At 47.1% G+C, this 15,780-nt stretch carries 13 protein-coding genes; 12 read left to right on the top strand and 1 reads right to left on the bottom strand.

From position 1 onward, the window contains the following. Nucleotides 1-193 precede the first annotated feature (193 nt). From BLA28_RS22635 to BLA28_RS22690, 12 genes are all read left to right on the top strand, one after another. A complete protein-coding gene (locus tag BLA28_RS22635) occupies nt 194-1,036 on the top strand; it encodes a DegV family protein (protein ID WP_069157474.1) in 843 nt (280 codons plus the stop codon). 297 nt (nt 1,037-1,333) lie between these two features. After that, nucleotides 1,334-2,515 (top strand): acetyl-CoA C-acetyltransferase, encoded by a 1,182-nt coding sequence (locus BLA28_RS22640; RefSeq protein WP_016360081.1) that lies wholly within the window; start codon nt 1,334-1,336, stop codon nt 2,513-2,515. A 144-nt stretch (nt 2,516-2,659) separates the two neighbouring features. After that, the gene (locus BLA28_RS22645; protein ID WP_069157473.1) at nt 2,660-3,436 is read left to right on the top strand and encodes an enoyl-CoA hydratase-related protein; all 777 of its coding nucleotides are present in this window, start codon (nt 2,660-2,662) and stop codon (nt 3,434-3,436) included. An 88-nt stretch (nt 3,437-3,524) separates the two neighbouring features. Next, nucleotides 3,525-4,364: a 3-hydroxyacyl-CoA dehydrogenase NAD-binding domain-containing protein gene (locus tag BLA28_RS22650; RefSeq protein WP_009255232.1), complete on the top strand. Its 840-nt coding sequence runs from the start codon at nt 3,525-3,527 to the stop codon at nt 4,362-4,364. A gap of 53 nt (nt 4,365-4,417) precedes the next feature. Then, nucleotides 4,418-5,572, top strand: coding sequence for an acyl-CoA dehydrogenase (locus tag BLA28_RS22655; protein WP_044963123.1), 1,155 nt, complete (start codon nt 4,418-4,420; stop codon nt 5,570-5,572). A gap of 46 nt (nt 5,573-5,618) precedes the next feature. Then, nucleotides 5,619-6,404 (top strand): electron transfer flavoprotein subunit beta/FixA family protein, encoded by a 786-nt coding sequence (locus BLA28_RS22660; protein WP_069151217.1) that lies wholly within the window; start codon nt 5,619-5,621, stop codon nt 6,402-6,404. 29 nt (nt 6,405-6,433) lie between these two features. Continuing rightward, nucleotides 6,434-7,477 carry an electron transfer flavoprotein subunit alpha/FixB family protein gene (locus BLA28_RS22665; RefSeq protein ID WP_009255229.1) on the top strand — a complete coding sequence of 348 codons (1,044 nt, stop codon included), beginning with the start codon at nt 6,434-6,436 and terminating at the stop codon, nt 7,475-7,477. Between the two features lie 233 nt (nt 7,478-7,710). Next, on the top strand, nt 7,711-8,598 hold the full coding sequence (locus BLA28_RS22670; protein ID WP_044963126.1) for a DegV family protein: 888 nt from the start codon (nt 7,711-7,713) through the stop codon (nt 8,596-8,598). 604 nt (nt 8,599-9,202) lie between these two features. Continuing rightward, a complete protein-coding gene (locus BLA28_RS22675; protein ID WP_069157472.1) occupies nt 9,203-10,606 on the top strand; it encodes an ABC transporter substrate-binding protein in 1,404 nt (467 codons plus the stop codon). Between the two features lie 224 nt (nt 10,607-10,830). After that, nucleotides 10,831-11,700 carry a carbohydrate ABC transporter permease gene (locus BLA28_RS22680; RefSeq protein ID WP_169897291.1) on the top strand — a complete coding sequence of 290 codons (870 nt, stop codon included), beginning with the start codon at nt 10,831-10,833 and terminating at the stop codon, nt 11,698-11,700. Nucleotides 11,701-11,717: 17 nt separating this feature from the next. After that, nucleotides 11,718-12,506, top strand: a complete 789-nt coding sequence (locus tag BLA28_RS22685) for a carbohydrate ABC transporter permease (RefSeq protein WP_069151220.1) — start codon at nt 11,718-11,720, stop codon at nt 12,504-12,506. Between the two features lie 37 nt (nt 12,507-12,543). Next, nucleotides 12,544-14,085, top strand: coding sequence for an ADP-ribosylglycohydrolase family protein (locus BLA28_RS22690; protein WP_069157471.1), 1,542 nt, complete (start codon nt 12,544-12,546; stop codon nt 14,083-14,085). Between the two features lie 113 nt (nt 14,086-14,198). On the opposite strand, the gene BLA28_RS22695 is transcribed toward BLA28_RS22690, so the two are convergent. Continuing rightward, nucleotides 14,199-15,662 (bottom strand): helix-turn-helix transcriptional regulator, encoded by a 1,464-nt coding sequence (locus BLA28_RS22695; RefSeq protein ID WP_069157470.1) that lies wholly within the window; start codon nt 15,660-15,662, stop codon nt 14,199-14,201. Nucleotides 15,663-15,780 lie beyond the last annotated feature (118 nt).

Below are 15,780 nucleotides of genomic sequence, written 5' to 3' on the forward strand. Positions count from 1 at the left end.
AGCAAACTATTTTACCTGATTCCCTGCTGTTTCAGGCAGAATTATAAGATTTGACGGGAAATGCCAAAGAATAACATTGACAGCCGTCAGTATATTTGTTATGCTTTCAAAAGATTTGAGTATCAAAGTATTTTTTTAAGCATAAAATACAGATATAAAAAACCGGAGGCATGTGCTTTTAACAGGAGGAAAGATGAGTATTCGTTTTATTTGTGATTCGACTTGTGACTATACAGAACAGCAGGCAAAGGAGCTTGGCATCACCCTTGTTCCCCTCAAAGTATTATTCGGAGAAAAAGAATATTTTGACGGCGTGGATATCAAACCGGAGGCTTTTTATGACATGCTGGCAGATTCGGAAGAACTTCCGACAACCAGCCAGCCGTCACCGGAGGCATTCCTGCAGTATTTCCGGGAAGCAAAAGAAGCGGGGGATGATGTGATCTGCATCCTGCTCGCAAGCAAACTCAGCGGTACTTGCCAAAGTGCTTTGGTGGCTAAGGATATTGTGGAGTACGAACGGATATACATTATAGACAGCATGCAGGCCACTCTGGGAACGCAGCTTCTGACAGAAAGGGCATTTGCTCTTCAAAAGGAAGGGAAAAATGCGGAGCAGATCGTGGAAATATTGGAAAAGGAAAAAGAAAAGGTGTGTATTTACCTTATTGTAGATACTCTTCTTTACCTGCAGAAGGGCGGAAGGCTTTCTGCCACAGGCATGGTTGTGGGAAGCGCCCTGAACCTTAAGCCGGTGCTGGCTGTGCGCTATGGAGAGGTTAAAGTTGCGGGGCTTGCAAGGGGGCAGAAGGGGGCCAGGGAGAAGCTGCTGAAGGCAATGGAAAAGGACGGCGGCATGGATAAATCCAGAGGCTATAACCTGGGCTATACCGGAAATAATGAGTTCCTCGGAGAATTTCAGGATTTCATCCGCGAACGTCTGGGCACAGAATATAACAAAATGGTGGCAGTTGGTTCGGTAATCGGTGTTCATGTGGGACCGGGAGCAAGTGCAATCGCAGTATTTTTGAATTAACAGATGAAAACAGGGACATAGGGGAGTCAAAGCCCATATGTCCTTTAATCCTTTTAATAATGAAAAGATACGTTCGCCAGTTTCTTTTTTTATAGAAAATTTATATTTTTTACATTATTTTTAGAGCATTTCACTTAACCGGGAAGTTTCCCGTATTTCATTGGATTTCGAGTCGAAAAATCCTTGCTAATAAATATTCTCTATGTTATAATAAATGCTGCGGGCAATGACAAAAAATTAACAATACCGTTAAAGCCCGGTAAACTCGCACTTTTTAATGAATATGGAGGAGAAAACATGGCAAAAAAAATCGTTTTGGCGGGTGCATGCCGTACAGCCATCGGTACTATGGGCGGAAGCTTAAGCACAACTCCGGCAGCTGAGCTGGGTGCTATTGTTATTAAGGAAGCTTTAAACAGAGCGGGAGTTGCTCCCGAAGCAGTTGATCAGGTATATATGGGATGTGTAATCCAGGCTGGCCTTGGTCAGAATGTGGCACGTCAGGCATCTATCAAAGCTGGTTTACCGATTGAGGTTCCGGCAGTTACCATGAACGTTGTTTGTGGTTCCGGTCTGAACTGTGTGAACCAGGCTGCACAGATGATTCTCGCAGGCGATGCGGATATCGTTATTGCAGGCGGTATGGAAAATATGTCTATGGCTCCTTATGCGATTCCTCAGGGACGTTATGGATACAGAATGGGTAACGCCACAATGGTGGATACCATGGTTAATGATGCTCTCACCGATGCTTTTAATCAGTATCATATGGGTATCACTGCTGAAAACATTGCAGAGCAGTGGGGACAGACAAGAGAGCAGCTGGACGAGTTTGCAGCATGGAGCCAGCAGAAGGCTGTTGCAGCTCAGGAAGCAGGAAAATTCGATGCAGAAATCGTTCCTGTGGAAGTGAAGAAGAAAAAAGAAACCATCATTGTCAATAAGGATGAAGGCCCTCGTCCGGGAACTACGGCAGAAGGCATTGCAAAGCTTCGTCCTGCATTCAAAAAAGATGGTATTGTAACCGCAGCGAATGCTTCCGGAATCAATGACGGCGCTGCTGCAGTTATCGTTATGAGTGAAGAAAAAGCGAAAGAACTTGGTGTTACACCTATGGCTACATGGGTTGCCGGCGCACTGGCTGGCGTGGATCCTACTATCATGGGTATCGGACCTGTTGCTGCAACCAAGAAGGTTATGGCTAAGACAGGAATGAATATTGATGATTTCGATCTGATTGAGGCAAATGAGGCGTTTGCCGCACAGTCTCTGGCAGTTGGACATGATCTCGGCATTGATAATGACAAGCTGAATGTAAACGGCGGAGCTATCGCACTGGGACATCCTGTAGGAGCATCCGGATGCCGTATTCTGGTTACTCTGCTTCATGAGATGGTCAGAAGAGATGCGAAGAAGGGTCTTGCAACTCTGTGCATCGGCGGCGGAATGGGCTGTGCAACCATCGTTGAGAGAGATTAATATAGCATTTTAAAAGGGAATGATTAGTGGACTTTTTGTCTGCTAATCATTCGTTATGCAGTAAAGGTTTCTGAATACTGTTGATTAACCGCCGCAATGGCGGAGGAATCCGCCTGAGGGCGGGAATAAGAAAGGGAGAGTGGCATGGAATATATTGTTTATGAGCAGAAGGGTGCTTATGCGGTTATTACTATCAGCCGTGAAAAGGCGCTGAACGCACTGAATTCACAGGTTCTGGATGAACTGGACAAGACTCTTGACGGAGTGAACCTGGACGAAGTGAGATGTCTGATCCTTACCGGAGCAGGAACAAAGTCCTTTGTTGCCGGAGCGGACATCGGAGAAATGAGTACATTGACAAAGGCCGAAGGAGAAGCTTTCGGCAAGAAGGGAAATGATGTTTTCCGTAAACTGGAAACCTTCCCCATTCCCGTTATCGCTGCTGTAAACGGTTTTGCCCTGGGCGGCGGCTGTGAGATTTCCATGAGCTGTGATATCAGAATCTGTTCTGATAATGCAGTGTTCGGACAGCCTGAGGTTGGCCTGGGAATCACTCCCGGATTCGGCGGAACACAGAGACTGGCCCGTCTGGTTGGACCGGGAATGGCTAAGCAGATGATTTATACCGCAAGAAATATCAAGGCTGACGAGGCTCTGAGAATTGGTCTTGTTAATGCGGTTTATACCCAGGAAGAGCTGATGGGAGCCGCTGAGAAGATGGCTGCCGGAATTGCAAAGAATGCGCCTATTGCTGTGAGAAACTGCAAGAAAGCTATCAATGATGGCCTGGATGCCGATATGGATGAGGCGATTGTAATCGAGGAGAAGCTGTTTGGCGATTGCTTCGAGAGCTATGACCAGAAAGAGGGAATGGCTGCTTTCCTGGAGAAGAGGAAAGTGGAGAAGTTTCTTAATAAATAAGGAATTGTAATCCGTCACTCCGCCGGGTACAGGGGCTGTTGCTCCTTGTACCCCGGCTCAATTATAAAACACAAGGAGGCTATACAACATGAAGGTTGGTATTATTGGTGCAGGTACAATGGGATCCGGTATTGCGCAGGCTTTTGCCCAGACAGAAGGATACGAAGTATTTTTGTGCGACATTAATGAAGAATTTGCTGCTAACGGCAAGAACAGAATTGCAAAGGCTCTGGAGAAGAGAGTTGCAAAAGGAAAAATGGAGCAGGCTGCGGCTGACGCAATCCTCGCTAAAATCACTACCGGTGTAAAGACCATCTGTACAGACTGTGATCTGGTTGTGGAAGCAGCTCTGGAAGTTATGGATATCAAGAAACAGACCTTTAAGGAACTGCAGGATATCTGCAAGAAGGATTGTATCTTCGCTACCAACACTTCTTCTCTTTCCATCACTGAAATCGGCGCAGGCCTTGACAGACCCGTTATCGGTATGCATTTCTTCAATCCCGCTCCTGTTATGAAGCTGGTTGAGGTTATCGCAGGACTGAATACACCTGACTGTGTTGTTGAAAAGATTAAAGAGGTTTCCGCAGCTATCGGAAAAACTCCTGTACAGGTAAATGAAGCAGCAGGCTTCGTTGTTAACAGAATCCTTGTTCCCATGATTAACGAAGCAATCGGTATTTATGCAGAAGGCGTTGCTTCCGTAGAAGATATCGATACCGCTATGAAGCTGGGCGCTAACCATCCCATGGGACCTCTGGCTCTGGGCGATATGATCGGCCTGGATATCGTTCTGGCTATCATGGAGGTTCTGGAATCCGAAACAGGTGACCCGAAGTACCGTCCTCACACACTGCTTAAGAAGATGGTTCGTGGCGGACAGCTTGGACAGAAGACCGGCAAGGGCTTCTATGATTACAGCAAGTAAACAGCCCCGCGGTTTTCGCGATTAATAAAGATAAAACGGAGGAGTAATTAATCATGGATTTTACTTTAAGCAAAGAGCATGAAATGGCAAGAACTCTTTTCAGAGAATTTGCAGAAAAAGAAGTAAAGCCTCTTGCACAGGAGGTTGATGAAACAGAGGAGTTCCCCAGGGAAACCGTTGAAAAAATGGCTAAGCTTGGCTTCCTTGGAATCCCGGTTCCGAAGGAATACGGCGGACAGGGATGCGATCCTTTAACCTATGCTATGTGTGTGGAAGAACTGTCTAAGGTCTGCGGCACCACAGGCGTTATTGTATCCGCACATACCTCTCTTTGCTGTGACCCTATCATGACCTATGGTACGGAAGAGCAGAAGCAGAAATATCTGGTTCCCCTTGCAAAGGGCGAGAAGCTGGGCGCATTCGGTCTGACCGAGCCCGGAGCAGGTACCGATGCACAGGGACAGCAGACAAAGGCTTATCTGGATGGAGATGAATGGGTTCTTAACGGATCCAAGATTTTCATCACCAATGGTAAAGAAGCGGATGTTTATGTAATTTTCGCTGTTACCAGTGTTGTAGAAGATAAAAGAGGCAGAAAGAAAAAAATGATTTCTGCGTTTATCGTGGAAAAAGGAACTCCCGGCTTCACCTTTGGTACCAAAGAGAAGAAGATGGGTATCCGCGGTTCCTCCACATATGAGCTGATCTTCACCGACTGCAGAATTCCCAAGGATAATCTGCTTGGAGCGGAAGGCAAGGGCTTCGGTATTGCCATGCATACTCTGGACGGCGGACGTATCGGTATCGCTGCTCAGGCTCTTGGTCTTGCAGAGGGCGCTCTTGAGCGTACTGTTGATTATGTAAAAGAAAGAAAGCAGTTCGGCAGAGCAATCGGCGCTTTCCAGAACACACAGTTCCAGCTTGCAGATATGGCTACCAAGGTAGAATGTGCTCAGCTGCTGGTTTACAAGGCTGCTATGGCAAAAGCTACCCAGAAGGTTTATTCCGTGGAAGCTGCCAAGGCTAAACTGTATGCGGCAGAGGTTGCCATGGAAGTTACAACCAAGGCAGTTCAGCTGCACGGCGGTTATGGTTATACAAGAGAGTACGATGTTGAGCGCATGATGCGTGATGCCAAGATTACCGAGATCTATGAAGGAACAAGCGAAGTTCAGAGAATGGTAATCTCCGGTGCACTGTTGAAATAACACCGCTGAGGTTAAGAGAATATAAGAAAACAAGGAGAGGAATACAATGAAAATTGTTGTTTGTATTAAGCAGGTACCTGATACAAAGGGCGGCGTTAAATTCAATCCCGATGGTACGCTGGACAGAGGTGCTATGCTTACAATCATGAACCCTGATGATAAGGCAGGTCTGGAAGCTGCACTGAGACTGAAGGACGAGTACGGTGCAGAAGTTACCGTAATCACAATGGGTCTTCCCAAGGCAGAAGAGGTTCTGCGCGAAGCTATGGCAATGGGTGCAGATAACGGTATTCTCGTAACTGACAGAGTACTGGGCGGCGCTGATACATGGGCAACCTCCCAGACAATTGCCGGAGCTATCCGCAATCTGGAATATGATCTGATCATCACAGGCCGTCAGGCTATCGATGGTGATACCGCACAGGTAGGACCTCAGATTTCCGAACATCTGGGAATCCCGGTTATCTCCTATGCACAGAAAATCAAAGTGGAAGGCGACAGTGTAATCGTTGAGCGTCAGTTTGATGACAGATATCATGTACTTAAAGCGAAAATGCCCTGCCTGATCACAGCTCTGGGCGAGCTGAATGAGCCCCGTTACATGACTCCCGGCGGAATTTTCGATGCTTACAAGAAAGAAATCACCGTATGGGGAAGAGCAAATCTGGTTGATGTGGACGATTCCAATCTGGGTCTGAAGGGATCACCCACACAGATTGCCAAGGCTTCCGATAAAGTAAGAAAGGGCGCAGGACAGAAGGTAGTTCTGGATACTCCGGAAGAATCTGCATCTTTCATTGTTGAAAAGTTACAGGAAAAACACGTTATTTAATAATAAACAGAAAAGTGTGGTGAATAAGGATGAATTTAGAAGAATATAAAGGAGTATTTGTCTTTGCACAGCAGGTTGATAACGTAGTGAGCGGAATCGCATTTGAACTGATTGGCAAAGGTAAAGATCTGGCAAAAGATTTAGGAACTGAAGTGACTGCAGTACTGGTTGGTTCTGATGTGAAGGGTCTTGCTGACGAACTGGCTGCTTATGGAGCTGATAAGGTAATCGTTGTTGACGATCCTGAATTGAAAGAATACAGAACAGAGCCCTATGCACATGCACTGGCATCTGTAATCGAGAAGTATAAACCTGAAATTTTCCTGGTTGGAGCTACTGCAATCGGCCGTGACCTGGGTCCTCGTGTTTCCGCGAGAATCCATACAGGTCTGACCGCAGACTGTACACAGCTGGATATCGGTGATTTCCCGTTAAATCCTATCCCCGGACAGGAGCAGAAGCACAATCAGCTGCTGATGACCCGTCCTGCATTCGGCGGCAATACGATTGCAACTATCGCATGCCCGAATTTCCGTCCTCAGATGGCTACCGTACGCCCCGGCGTTATGCAGAAGGCTCCTAAGGTGGAAGGCGCTAAGGCTGTAGTGGAAGAGTTCAATCCCGGATTCACTCCGAACAACAAATATGTGGAAATCATGGAAGTTGTTAAATCCGTAGCTGATACAGCAGATATCATGGATGCAAAGATCCTGGTATCCGGCGGACGTGGAGTATGCAGCCCTGAGAACTTCAAAATCCTTCAGGATCTGGCAGATGCAGTAGGCGGAACCGTAAGCTGTTCCCGTGCAGTTGTTGATGCAGGCTGGAAGCCCAAGGATCTTCAGGTTGGACAGACCGGTAAGACTGTTCGCCCTAATGTATATTTTGCAATCGGTATTTCCGGAGCTATCCAGCATCTGGCTGGTATGGAAGAATCCGATCTCATCATCGCTATCAATAAGGATGAAACAGCTCCTATCTTTGACGTAGCTGACTACGGCATTGTAGGTGACCTGAACAAGATTGTTCCTGTCCTTACCGAAAAAATCAAAGAAGCGAAAGCTGCAAAATAATGCAGTGAAGCAACATAAAAAAGCCGGCGCCTGCATTGTAAAATGCAGTGCGCCGGCTTTTTGACAAGAGACAAAAATTCTGTTCAGAATTCGTTTTTTCGGATTATGTCAATGTGATTTCCGATTAATTGGAGTTGTGGAGGTTTGTGGAATAGGGTATAATAACCCTACAAGGCCGCCTATACGGCTGAGTACAGAAAGAATCCTGACAGAAGGATAGAAAGGCGGAGAGGATGGGAGATTATATTATTAGCTGCTGTTCTACGGCAGATCTTACGGAGGAGCATTTTCGTGAGAGGGATATATCCTACATATGCTTTCATTATGAGTTGGATGGAGTGCAGTATGCGGATGATTTGGGCAAATCCATGGGATTTGAGGAATTTTATAAAAAAATGACGCTTGGAGCGGATACGAAGACTTCCCAGGTGAATTTAGAGGAATTCCGGGAATATTTTGAACCTTTTTTGAAGGAAGGCAAGGATATTCTGCATTTATGCCTGTCGTCAGGGATATCGGGCGTTCTTAATTCCGCGCTGGCGGCAAAGCAGGAGCTGGAAGAGCTTTATCCGGACAGAAAAATTTATGTGGTCGATTCCCTGGGGGCTTCTTCAGGATATGGCCTTATTATGGATAAGCTGGCTGACTTACGGGATGGTGGAATGGGAATAGAGGAGCTTCATGACTGGGCGGAAAAGAATAAGCTCAGGATGAACCATTGGTTCTTTTCAACGGATCTTACCTTTTATATTAAAGGAGGACGTATTTCCAAGGCATCTGGTTTTATAGGAACGGTACTGGCAATCTGTCCGCTTTTGAATATGGATGATCAGGGAAGGCTTATTCCCCGGTTTAAAATCCGTACCAAACGGAAAGTAATACAGGCTATTGTGGAAAAGATGGAAGAGTATGCGGACGGCGGGCTTGAATATTCCGACAAGTGTTATATTTCCCAGTCGGCCTGCTATGAGGATGCCAGGGCGGTTGCCGATTTGATTGAGGAGCGTTTCCCTAAATTGAAGGGGAAGGTAGTAATCAATTATGTGGGGACTACCATCGGAAGTCATACGGGACCGGGGACGGTGGCGTTGTTCTTCTGGGGGAAGGAACGGACGGAATAAGGTGTTGGGATAAAAAGGAGGGAGGGTGTGGAGGTTCTATCCGTAATTAGGGTATGCCGCCTGTGCCCTCTCTCTGTGTATCCTGCGGGCCTCCCGGTCTTCCTGTCCGGCGGCGTTCTCTCTGTATCCACCGCTGCAGACAAAAAAAGGGGCTGTTTCTAACTATTTTGTCCCTATACTCCGCTGCCAACGCGGCTTAAACTCCTCCCTTCGGTCGTCAGACAGCGCCGCTAGGGGCGGCAGCAGAGTATAGGATCAAAACAGTAAGAAACCGCTCCCTTTTTTTGAGATGCAGCTGCGGATACAGAGAGAACGCAGCCGGAACAGGGACATAGGGAGCCCCCGGATACTAAGAGAGGGCGCAGGCGGCATACCCTAATCACGGATAGAACCAGGAAGGCTTTCGGGTCTTTTTTTTATGTCCAAAAAGTAGAGATAAGGAGGGGGTATAATATAAATAAATGGGGGAAAATTCATAAACTAAAAAAAACCACCTGTTTTTACTAAAAATAATGCTCTTTGATAAAAATGGTCGTTAAACTATAATGCAAGGGTAAGTTGAATGCATTCAGAGAAAAAGAGTTAGTGAAGGGATGGTTTGGTTATGAGAAAAATGATTGCGGTTTTGTTGGCGGGTGTGATGGTGTTGTCTTTGGGGGCTTGCGGGAGTAAGGACGCGGGGGCTGTAGAGACGGCTGGCAGTGAAGAGGCTGTTGGGCAGAGTGCGGCGGCAGAAGGAACGGAGGCGGCCGGGGACGGTGAGGTGGTGGAGATCACGGTGCAGTCCTGGCAGTATGCCTTGGGGAATTATAAGGGGTTTACGGAGGATTCGGAGCTGACACAGGCTGTGGCGGATGAGTTTAATGCTACGCATCCGGGGATTCATGCTACTGTTACGATAATGAGGCAGGAGGATCATTATAATGCTTTGAAGGTTGATTTTGCTGCGGGGAGTGCGCCGGATGTTATCGGGATTGCTCCGGGAGCGGATTTGGAGCAGTATAAGTCGCAGTTGGCGCCTATGGCTGATTATGCGAAGGCTGAGTGGGGGGATAGCTGGGAGGATCTGTTTACGGATGCGTCTTTTACTACGATTAAGCTTTCGGGTGACGGGATTTATGCATTTCCCAGCGCTATGAGTGCGTCGGGGACTGTCTGGTATAATAATAAGCTTATGACGGAGAGTGGTGTTGCAAGTTTTCCTGCAACATGGGAGGAGCTTGCGGAGGCGGCTCAGACTCTGCGGAGTGCGGGGCAGATTCCTTTGATGTTCGGCGGTAAGGATAATTGGCAGAATTATGATATGTTTATTACGATTCTGGCTACGATTAATAAGGGTTTGTGTAATGATGTTTTTGCTTTGGATGCGGAGTGGACGGAGAGTGATGTGGTAAAGGCTTTTGATTATTATCAGAGGTTGTTTACGGATGGTATTGTGCAGGATGGTGCGCTGTCTACGACGATTTATAATGAGGGGTATTCTCAGTGGAAGGATGATGATGGGAATTCTTCTATTCCTATGATTTTTAATGGGTCGTGGGATTTGGGCTCATTAAAGGCGGAGAATTCTTTTTATGAGAATTTTTCTTCTAATGATATCAGGGTAGCGACGATGCCTTCTATTGAAGGAAAAGAGGGTGCGGTGCTTACGGCTCCCGATGTGGCGTGGGGAATTAATGCGGCCAGTCCTAATCAGCAGGCGGCCTGGGAGTTTGTAAAGTGGCTGTGTTATGATATGCAGCAGTCGGTGGTGGATGGTCTGGGCTTTTTCAGTGTATTGAAGGATGCTCCCAGTCCGGCGGTTGCTCTGACGGATGATTATAAGGCGGCTTATGATACGATTTCAGCAGCAGCGGCTTCTGATAATACGGTGGGATTCCGCAGTTCTTTCTATACGAAGCTGAATGATGAACTGTTTGATCAGCTGCAGCTTTTGGCGACAGGAGCGGCGTCTCCGGAGGATGCGGCTGCGGCAATGGCAGAGGCGGCTGCGGGAATTTCCAGGTAGAAGATAATTTTTGATATATGTATTGTGGAATGGGACTGCCGTACGGCGAGAAAAATCGTATGTGCGGCGGTCCTTTTCAGGTGTGCCCGGCAGGTGCAGGGTTTATAGGGTTAGAGTGTTTTTGAAAATTTGTTTTCACGTATGCAAATGCCGCAAAGTGCGGCGGGCATGTGATGGAAAGGAATTTTCAAACAGGATCTGGGAAAAAGCAGGAGGCCGGAAGAGTGATTAATTTTAGGAACAGCAGAAAAATCGGATTTATGTGTGTGCTGCCATTGATTTTATTTGTGTTGGTGTATATGGTTTATCCGGTTTTTTATAATGTGAGAATCAGTTTTTATGATTGGAATGGGATCGACCCGGATATGACGTTTATCGGGGCGACGAATTTTATTAATATTTTTAAGGACAAGGTGTTTCGGATTGTTCTGCGGAATTTTCTGCTTTTTGCCTTGTTTACGGTGACGGTGCAGGCAGTTCTGGGATTTCTGCTGGCGGATATGTTCCAGAAGAAATTTGTGGGCAGGGATGTATCGAAAGCGATCCTTTTTATGCCGGCAATCCTTTCTTCTATAATAATCGGACAGGTCTTTTACAGGCTTTTGGATCCGAATATCGGGTATTTGAAGGGGATTCTTTCTTTTTTCGGGGTGAGTGCTCCGCTTTCGAATCCGAAGCTTGCCATATGGGCGATTATTATAGTTAATATCTGGCAGTGGACGGGTTATTCCATGACTTTATATTATGGGGCTATGGCTGGGATTTCGGAGGATCTTTATGAGGCGGCGAAAATCGATGGGGCCACGCATTTTCAGATTCTGAGGAAGATTACGTTTCCGTTGGTGAGGGGGACTACCTATAATCTGACGATTATCGGTGTGATCGGCGCGCTGAAGCAGTATGATCTGGTGGCTTCTCTTACCGGCGGCGGACCGGCGAATTCCACGCAGACGTTTGCCGCTTATCTGTATGAGGCGGCTTTTACTAATTATGAGCAGGGGTATGCATCGGCGATCGCGGTGGTGATGTTCCTGATAGCGGGAGTGATTACGGTATTCCAGCTCAGGCTTTATAATTCCAAAACCATTTACTGAGGAAAGAGGGTAGGGACATGAAAAGAATAAAAGGAATGGGTAACCTTCTGCGGTACCTGATTTGTATTGCCTGTGTTGCGGTGATTCTTCTGCCTATCGGTATCCTGATACATGGTTCTTTCCAGGGCGGCGGAATAAAAAATTATGTGGATATCCTGACCAAATATCATATTGAAACCTATTTTATCAACAGTCTGATAATAAGTGTGAGCGTGGTGGTACTTGTGGTAGTGCTGGATGTGCTGGCGGGATTTGCGCTTTCCAAGCTGAATTTTCCATTTAAGAACGGGATATATATTTTTCTGCTGTCCGCGCTGCTTCTGCCTGCGGCGGCTATACTGGTGCCTGTTTTCCAGATCAATTCAAAGCTGGGGATTTTAAATACTTATCTGGCTGTGCTGGGGCCTTATGTGGTGCTGATTGCTCCTTTTAACCTGCTTACTATTAAGAACGGGTTCGATGCACTGCCCAATACGGTGCTGGAAGCGGCTTTGATTGATGGCTGCGGTATCGTGAAGACTTTGTTTAAAATTGCGGTGCCTATGTGTAAGCCTTCTATTGTCATGGCGGTGATCTGGACGTTCCTGTCCAGCTGGAATGAGTATATGATGGCATTTGTCATGCTGCGTAAGGAAGAAATCATGACCATTACGGTTATTCCCACCAAGTTCCAGTCCATGTACGGCGGGAACGTGGGTAAGCTGTATGCGGCCCTGTTTATTATATTGGTGCCGGGAATTATTATTTACCTGCTGATGCAGAAGTTTATTGTAAACGGTCTTAATGCGGGCGCGGTTAAGGAATAGGTGCGCCCGGAAATGAAATAAAGGGAGTGATCAGAATATGAATAAAGAAGAATTTCGGAGTAAAGTATACGGGTGCTGGATGGGAAAAAATATAGGCGGAACGCTGGGAATGCCTATGGAATGGGAACGCTGCAAAAATGAGATTACTTATTATACCCATGATTTGAACGGGGAGCCCCTTCCTAATGATGATCTGGATATTCAGATTCTGTGGCTGCTCGCCATGGAGGACAGGGGGATCCATATTGATGCCAAGGATTTGGGAGAGTATTTTAATGAGTTCATGATTTTTACCCATGCGGAGTATGGAGTGGCAAAAACGAATTTAAGAAGCGGTTTCCAGCCTCCTGTGACGGGCAGCTTCAATAATGATTTCAAGGACAGCTGCGGTTCCTATATCCGTTCGGAGATCTGGGCATGTCTGTTCCCGGGACATCCGGAGCTTGCGGCGCAGTATGCTTTTGAGGATGCGATCGTGGATCATGGGGATGGAGAAGGTGTCTATGCGGAGATATTTATCGCAGCCATGGAAAGTGCGGCTTTTTACTGCAGGGATATCCGGAAACTGATTGAAATCGGCCTGTCTTATATACCGGAGGACTGTGCGGTGAACCGGGGGATAAGAAAAGCCATCGAAACCTATGAAGCGGGCATGAATGAAGAGGAAACAAGGGAATATATCATGCAGAATTTCATAGGCCATCTGGAGTGGCATTATATATCGGAAGAGGACGAGGAAAAAGGATATAATAATGGAAAGATGGGGTGGGACGTACCTTCCAATATCATGATTATTATCTACGGACTGCTTTTCGGAGAGGGTAATTTTGAAAAATCGGTCCTGACGGCAGTGCATTACGGGGAAGATACGGATTGTACGGCAGGAACCATCGCTTCTCTTTTCGGAATCATGTACGGGATTGAATTTTTTGAAGAAAAATGGATTGAGCCAATCGGCAGAAAAATAGTGACCTGCAGCATTGATCCTTTCCGTATGGCGGGCAGGATTCCGGCAACCGTGGAGGAACTCACGGACAGGGTGCTTGCCATTCGGAAAACGGCCTGGGAGGAACTGGCTCTGACGGAAGAGGAACGGGAAGAAAGCTATTTTGCAAAGCCTTATTTCAGAAATATTTATGAGGAAATGAAAACGATAAAGTATGAATTCCCCTATCTCAATGTACGGGTGGATTACTGCGGGGATCCGGTGATAACCAGGGATGAGCCGAAGAAAATCAAATTTATTTTGTCAAATACCTCCAAATCGGTTACTTCCGACCGTATCAATGTATATCTGTACAACCGGGAGGGATGTACGGTGCTTCCGCAGAATGAAGCTTCCGTGTTCCTTACCATGGCACACATGGGAGCGGGAATCAAGGAGCTGGAGTATGAAATCTGCGCGGAAGGCCCGCTGAAACCGGTATACCGGTTTGCGGCGGAATTTACTTATGAAGAAAATAAGAACAGGCGCGTTATGTATGTGCCGGTGGTCCTGGTGAGCGAAACAGGGACGGTACGGGAAGTGAAATGGGAAAAGAAGGGGCCGAGAGGAACCAATAACCTGCCCAGAATATAGGGGCAGCAGCTATAGACATAAAAAATCCGGGATGCAGATTCCCGGATTTTTTGTGGTGTATTTTATCTTTTCCTATTTCTGCAGAAGCAGGCTTAAGGATTCGCGGAGTAAAATTAATGGCCGTGTCCGTCCGGCGGAGGTTTGACTTCGGAGGGGGAAACCCCATGGTATTTTTTGAAGGTATTACGGAAATGCCGGATATCCTCATAGCCCAGCAGGTGGGCTGTTTCATAAACCTTGCAGTTGGCGGCAAGCAGTTCCCGCGCCTTATCCATTTTCAGCCTGGTGATATAGGAGATATAGGTCTGGCCTGTCTCTTTTTTAAACAGGGTGCTGAAGTAGGAAGGATTGACATAGAAATAGCTGGCGATGGTATTCAGGGACAAGTCGTCCATGACATGGTTGGATATAAACTGCAGGACCTCCTGGATACGGAAGCCGGTATTGGAACGGGTCAGATCGAAGTTGTCCAGGGTATAAAGCAGCCATGTGACAAACCATTCCTCCAGTTCATCCATAGTGGCGATGTGGATGATTTCATGCACCTCAAGACCGGACTTTATCCGTTTCAGCTTTAACCCGTACATATCAAAGAGCACATACTTGATACTGGCATACAGGATGATCATATCGTATTTCACCGCTTCCGGTTCGTATCCCAGACGGCGGTATTCCGCAAACCACTGCCTGGTATAGGCAAGGGCATTCTGGCCTTCTCTGAATTGGATATCGGTGCGTATGGAGCGTTCGATCTCCATCAGGCGTTCCGCTTTCAGCAGCTGTCCCGGAGGCCCGGATATTTGTTCAAAAAAAAGACAGGGGGTACGGAGCCTGTTAACATAATATACCTGCTCTGCCTCAAGAAAGGAGGAGACCAGCCCGGAAAGCCCGTGGTGTATCACTCCAAACTTAAAAGGAGGGAGGAAACTATCGGTTGCGGCGGCCTGCTCCATCAGAGTCTGGCGGTTTAATTCCAGCTGGGTAAAATTCCCGGTATGCTCATACAGGACAAAGAGCAGGATTTTTTGCTTCCGGTTGAGATAGCAGAAGGAATTCGGATATTTCCGGGTGAGCATGGCGCAGGCTTCATACGCCGGGGCATCGTGGGTAGAATCGGATAAACGGGCGGCGCAGGCGGCGAAGCTTACATGGGAATAATCCGGAAGCTCAGGATCCTCCTGGGGGCTGGCGGAGCCGAGTGAAGTCAGGTTATCCAGGAAAGACCGGCTTTTCGCGTAGGAGAGACAGGGAATTCCGGTTGGAAGGCTGCCGCCGGTTTCTTTCAGGAGCAGGCTTTCCAGCTGTTCCCGGAAAGCGGAGGCTTCCTCATAATATAAGATGGGAATTAGCGGGTATTGGATGGACAGAAGCTGGAGCCAGGGATTTTCAGGAAGCTCAGGCATACCGCTTCTGTCAATGAGGAAGCAGGAAGGAAGGTTTTCCGGAAGCAGGCTCACGGGGCCGTCCGGAAAAAGGGCGGTTTCTATATGGAAGGGTTCCGGTATGAAGGAGGAAAGAAAATCCTCCCATTCTTTTTTGATAGTATCAGTCCGGGCAAAAAGCAGAAAATACAGCATAAGGTTCTCCAATCATGTTGCTGGCGTGGGCATTGCCCGCAGCGGTTGCGTTCCGGTACAATTTTAACATATTCCCATATTTACTACAAAGAATTTCCACTCTCGGTTTCCTCAACCA

Origin of the sequence: Eisenbergiella tayi (assembly GCF_001881565.1) — a bacterium.
In the GTDB taxonomy this organism is placed as follows: Bacteria; Bacillota; Clostridia; order Lachnospirales; family Lachnospiraceae; genus Eisenbergiella; species Eisenbergiella tayi.

Bases quoted from the DNA above. Each gene is read 5' to 3' on its own strand.
- BLA28_RS22635 (WP_069157474.1), top strand. From the start codon at position 194: ATGAGTATTCGTTTTATTTGTGATTCGACTTGTGACTATACAGAACAG.
- BLA28_RS22640 (WP_016360081.1), top strand. From the start codon at position 1,334: ATGGCAAAAAAAATCGTTTTGGCGGGTGCATGCCGTACAGCCATCGGT.
- BLA28_RS22645 (WP_069157473.1), top strand. From the start codon at position 2,660: ATGGAATATATTGTTTATGAGCAGAAGGGTGCTTATGCGGTTATTACT.
- BLA28_RS22650 (WP_009255232.1), top strand. From the start codon at position 3,525: ATGAAGGTTGGTATTATTGGTGCAGGTACAATGGGATCCGGTATTGCG.
- BLA28_RS22655 (WP_044963123.1), top strand. From the start codon at position 4,418: ATGGATTTTACTTTAAGCAAAGAGCATGAAATGGCAAGAACTCTTTTC.
- BLA28_RS22660 (WP_069151217.1), top strand. From the start codon at position 5,619: ATGAAAATTGTTGTTTGTATTAAGCAGGTACCTGATACAAAGGGCGGC.
- BLA28_RS22665 (WP_009255229.1), top strand. From the start codon at position 6,434: ATGAATTTAGAAGAATATAAAGGAGTATTTGTCTTTGCACAGCAGGTT.
- BLA28_RS22670 (WP_044963126.1), top strand. From the start codon at position 7,711: ATGGGAGATTATATTATTAGCTGCTGTTCTACGGCAGATCTTACGGAG.
- BLA28_RS22675 (WP_069157472.1), top strand. From the start codon at position 9,203: ATGAGAAAAATGATTGCGGTTTTGTTGGCGGGTGTGATGGTGTTGTCT.
- BLA28_RS22685 (WP_069151220.1), top strand. From the start codon at position 11,718: ATGAAAAGAATAAAAGGAATGGGTAACCTTCTGCGGTACCTGATTTGT.
- BLA28_RS22690 (WP_069157471.1), top strand. From the start codon at position 12,544: ATGAATAAAGAAGAATTTCGGAGTAAAGTATACGGGTGCTGGATGGGA.
- BLA28_RS22695 (WP_069157470.1), bottom strand. From the start codon at position 15,662: ATGCTGTATTTTCTGCTTTTTGCCCGGACTGATACTATCAAAAAAGAA.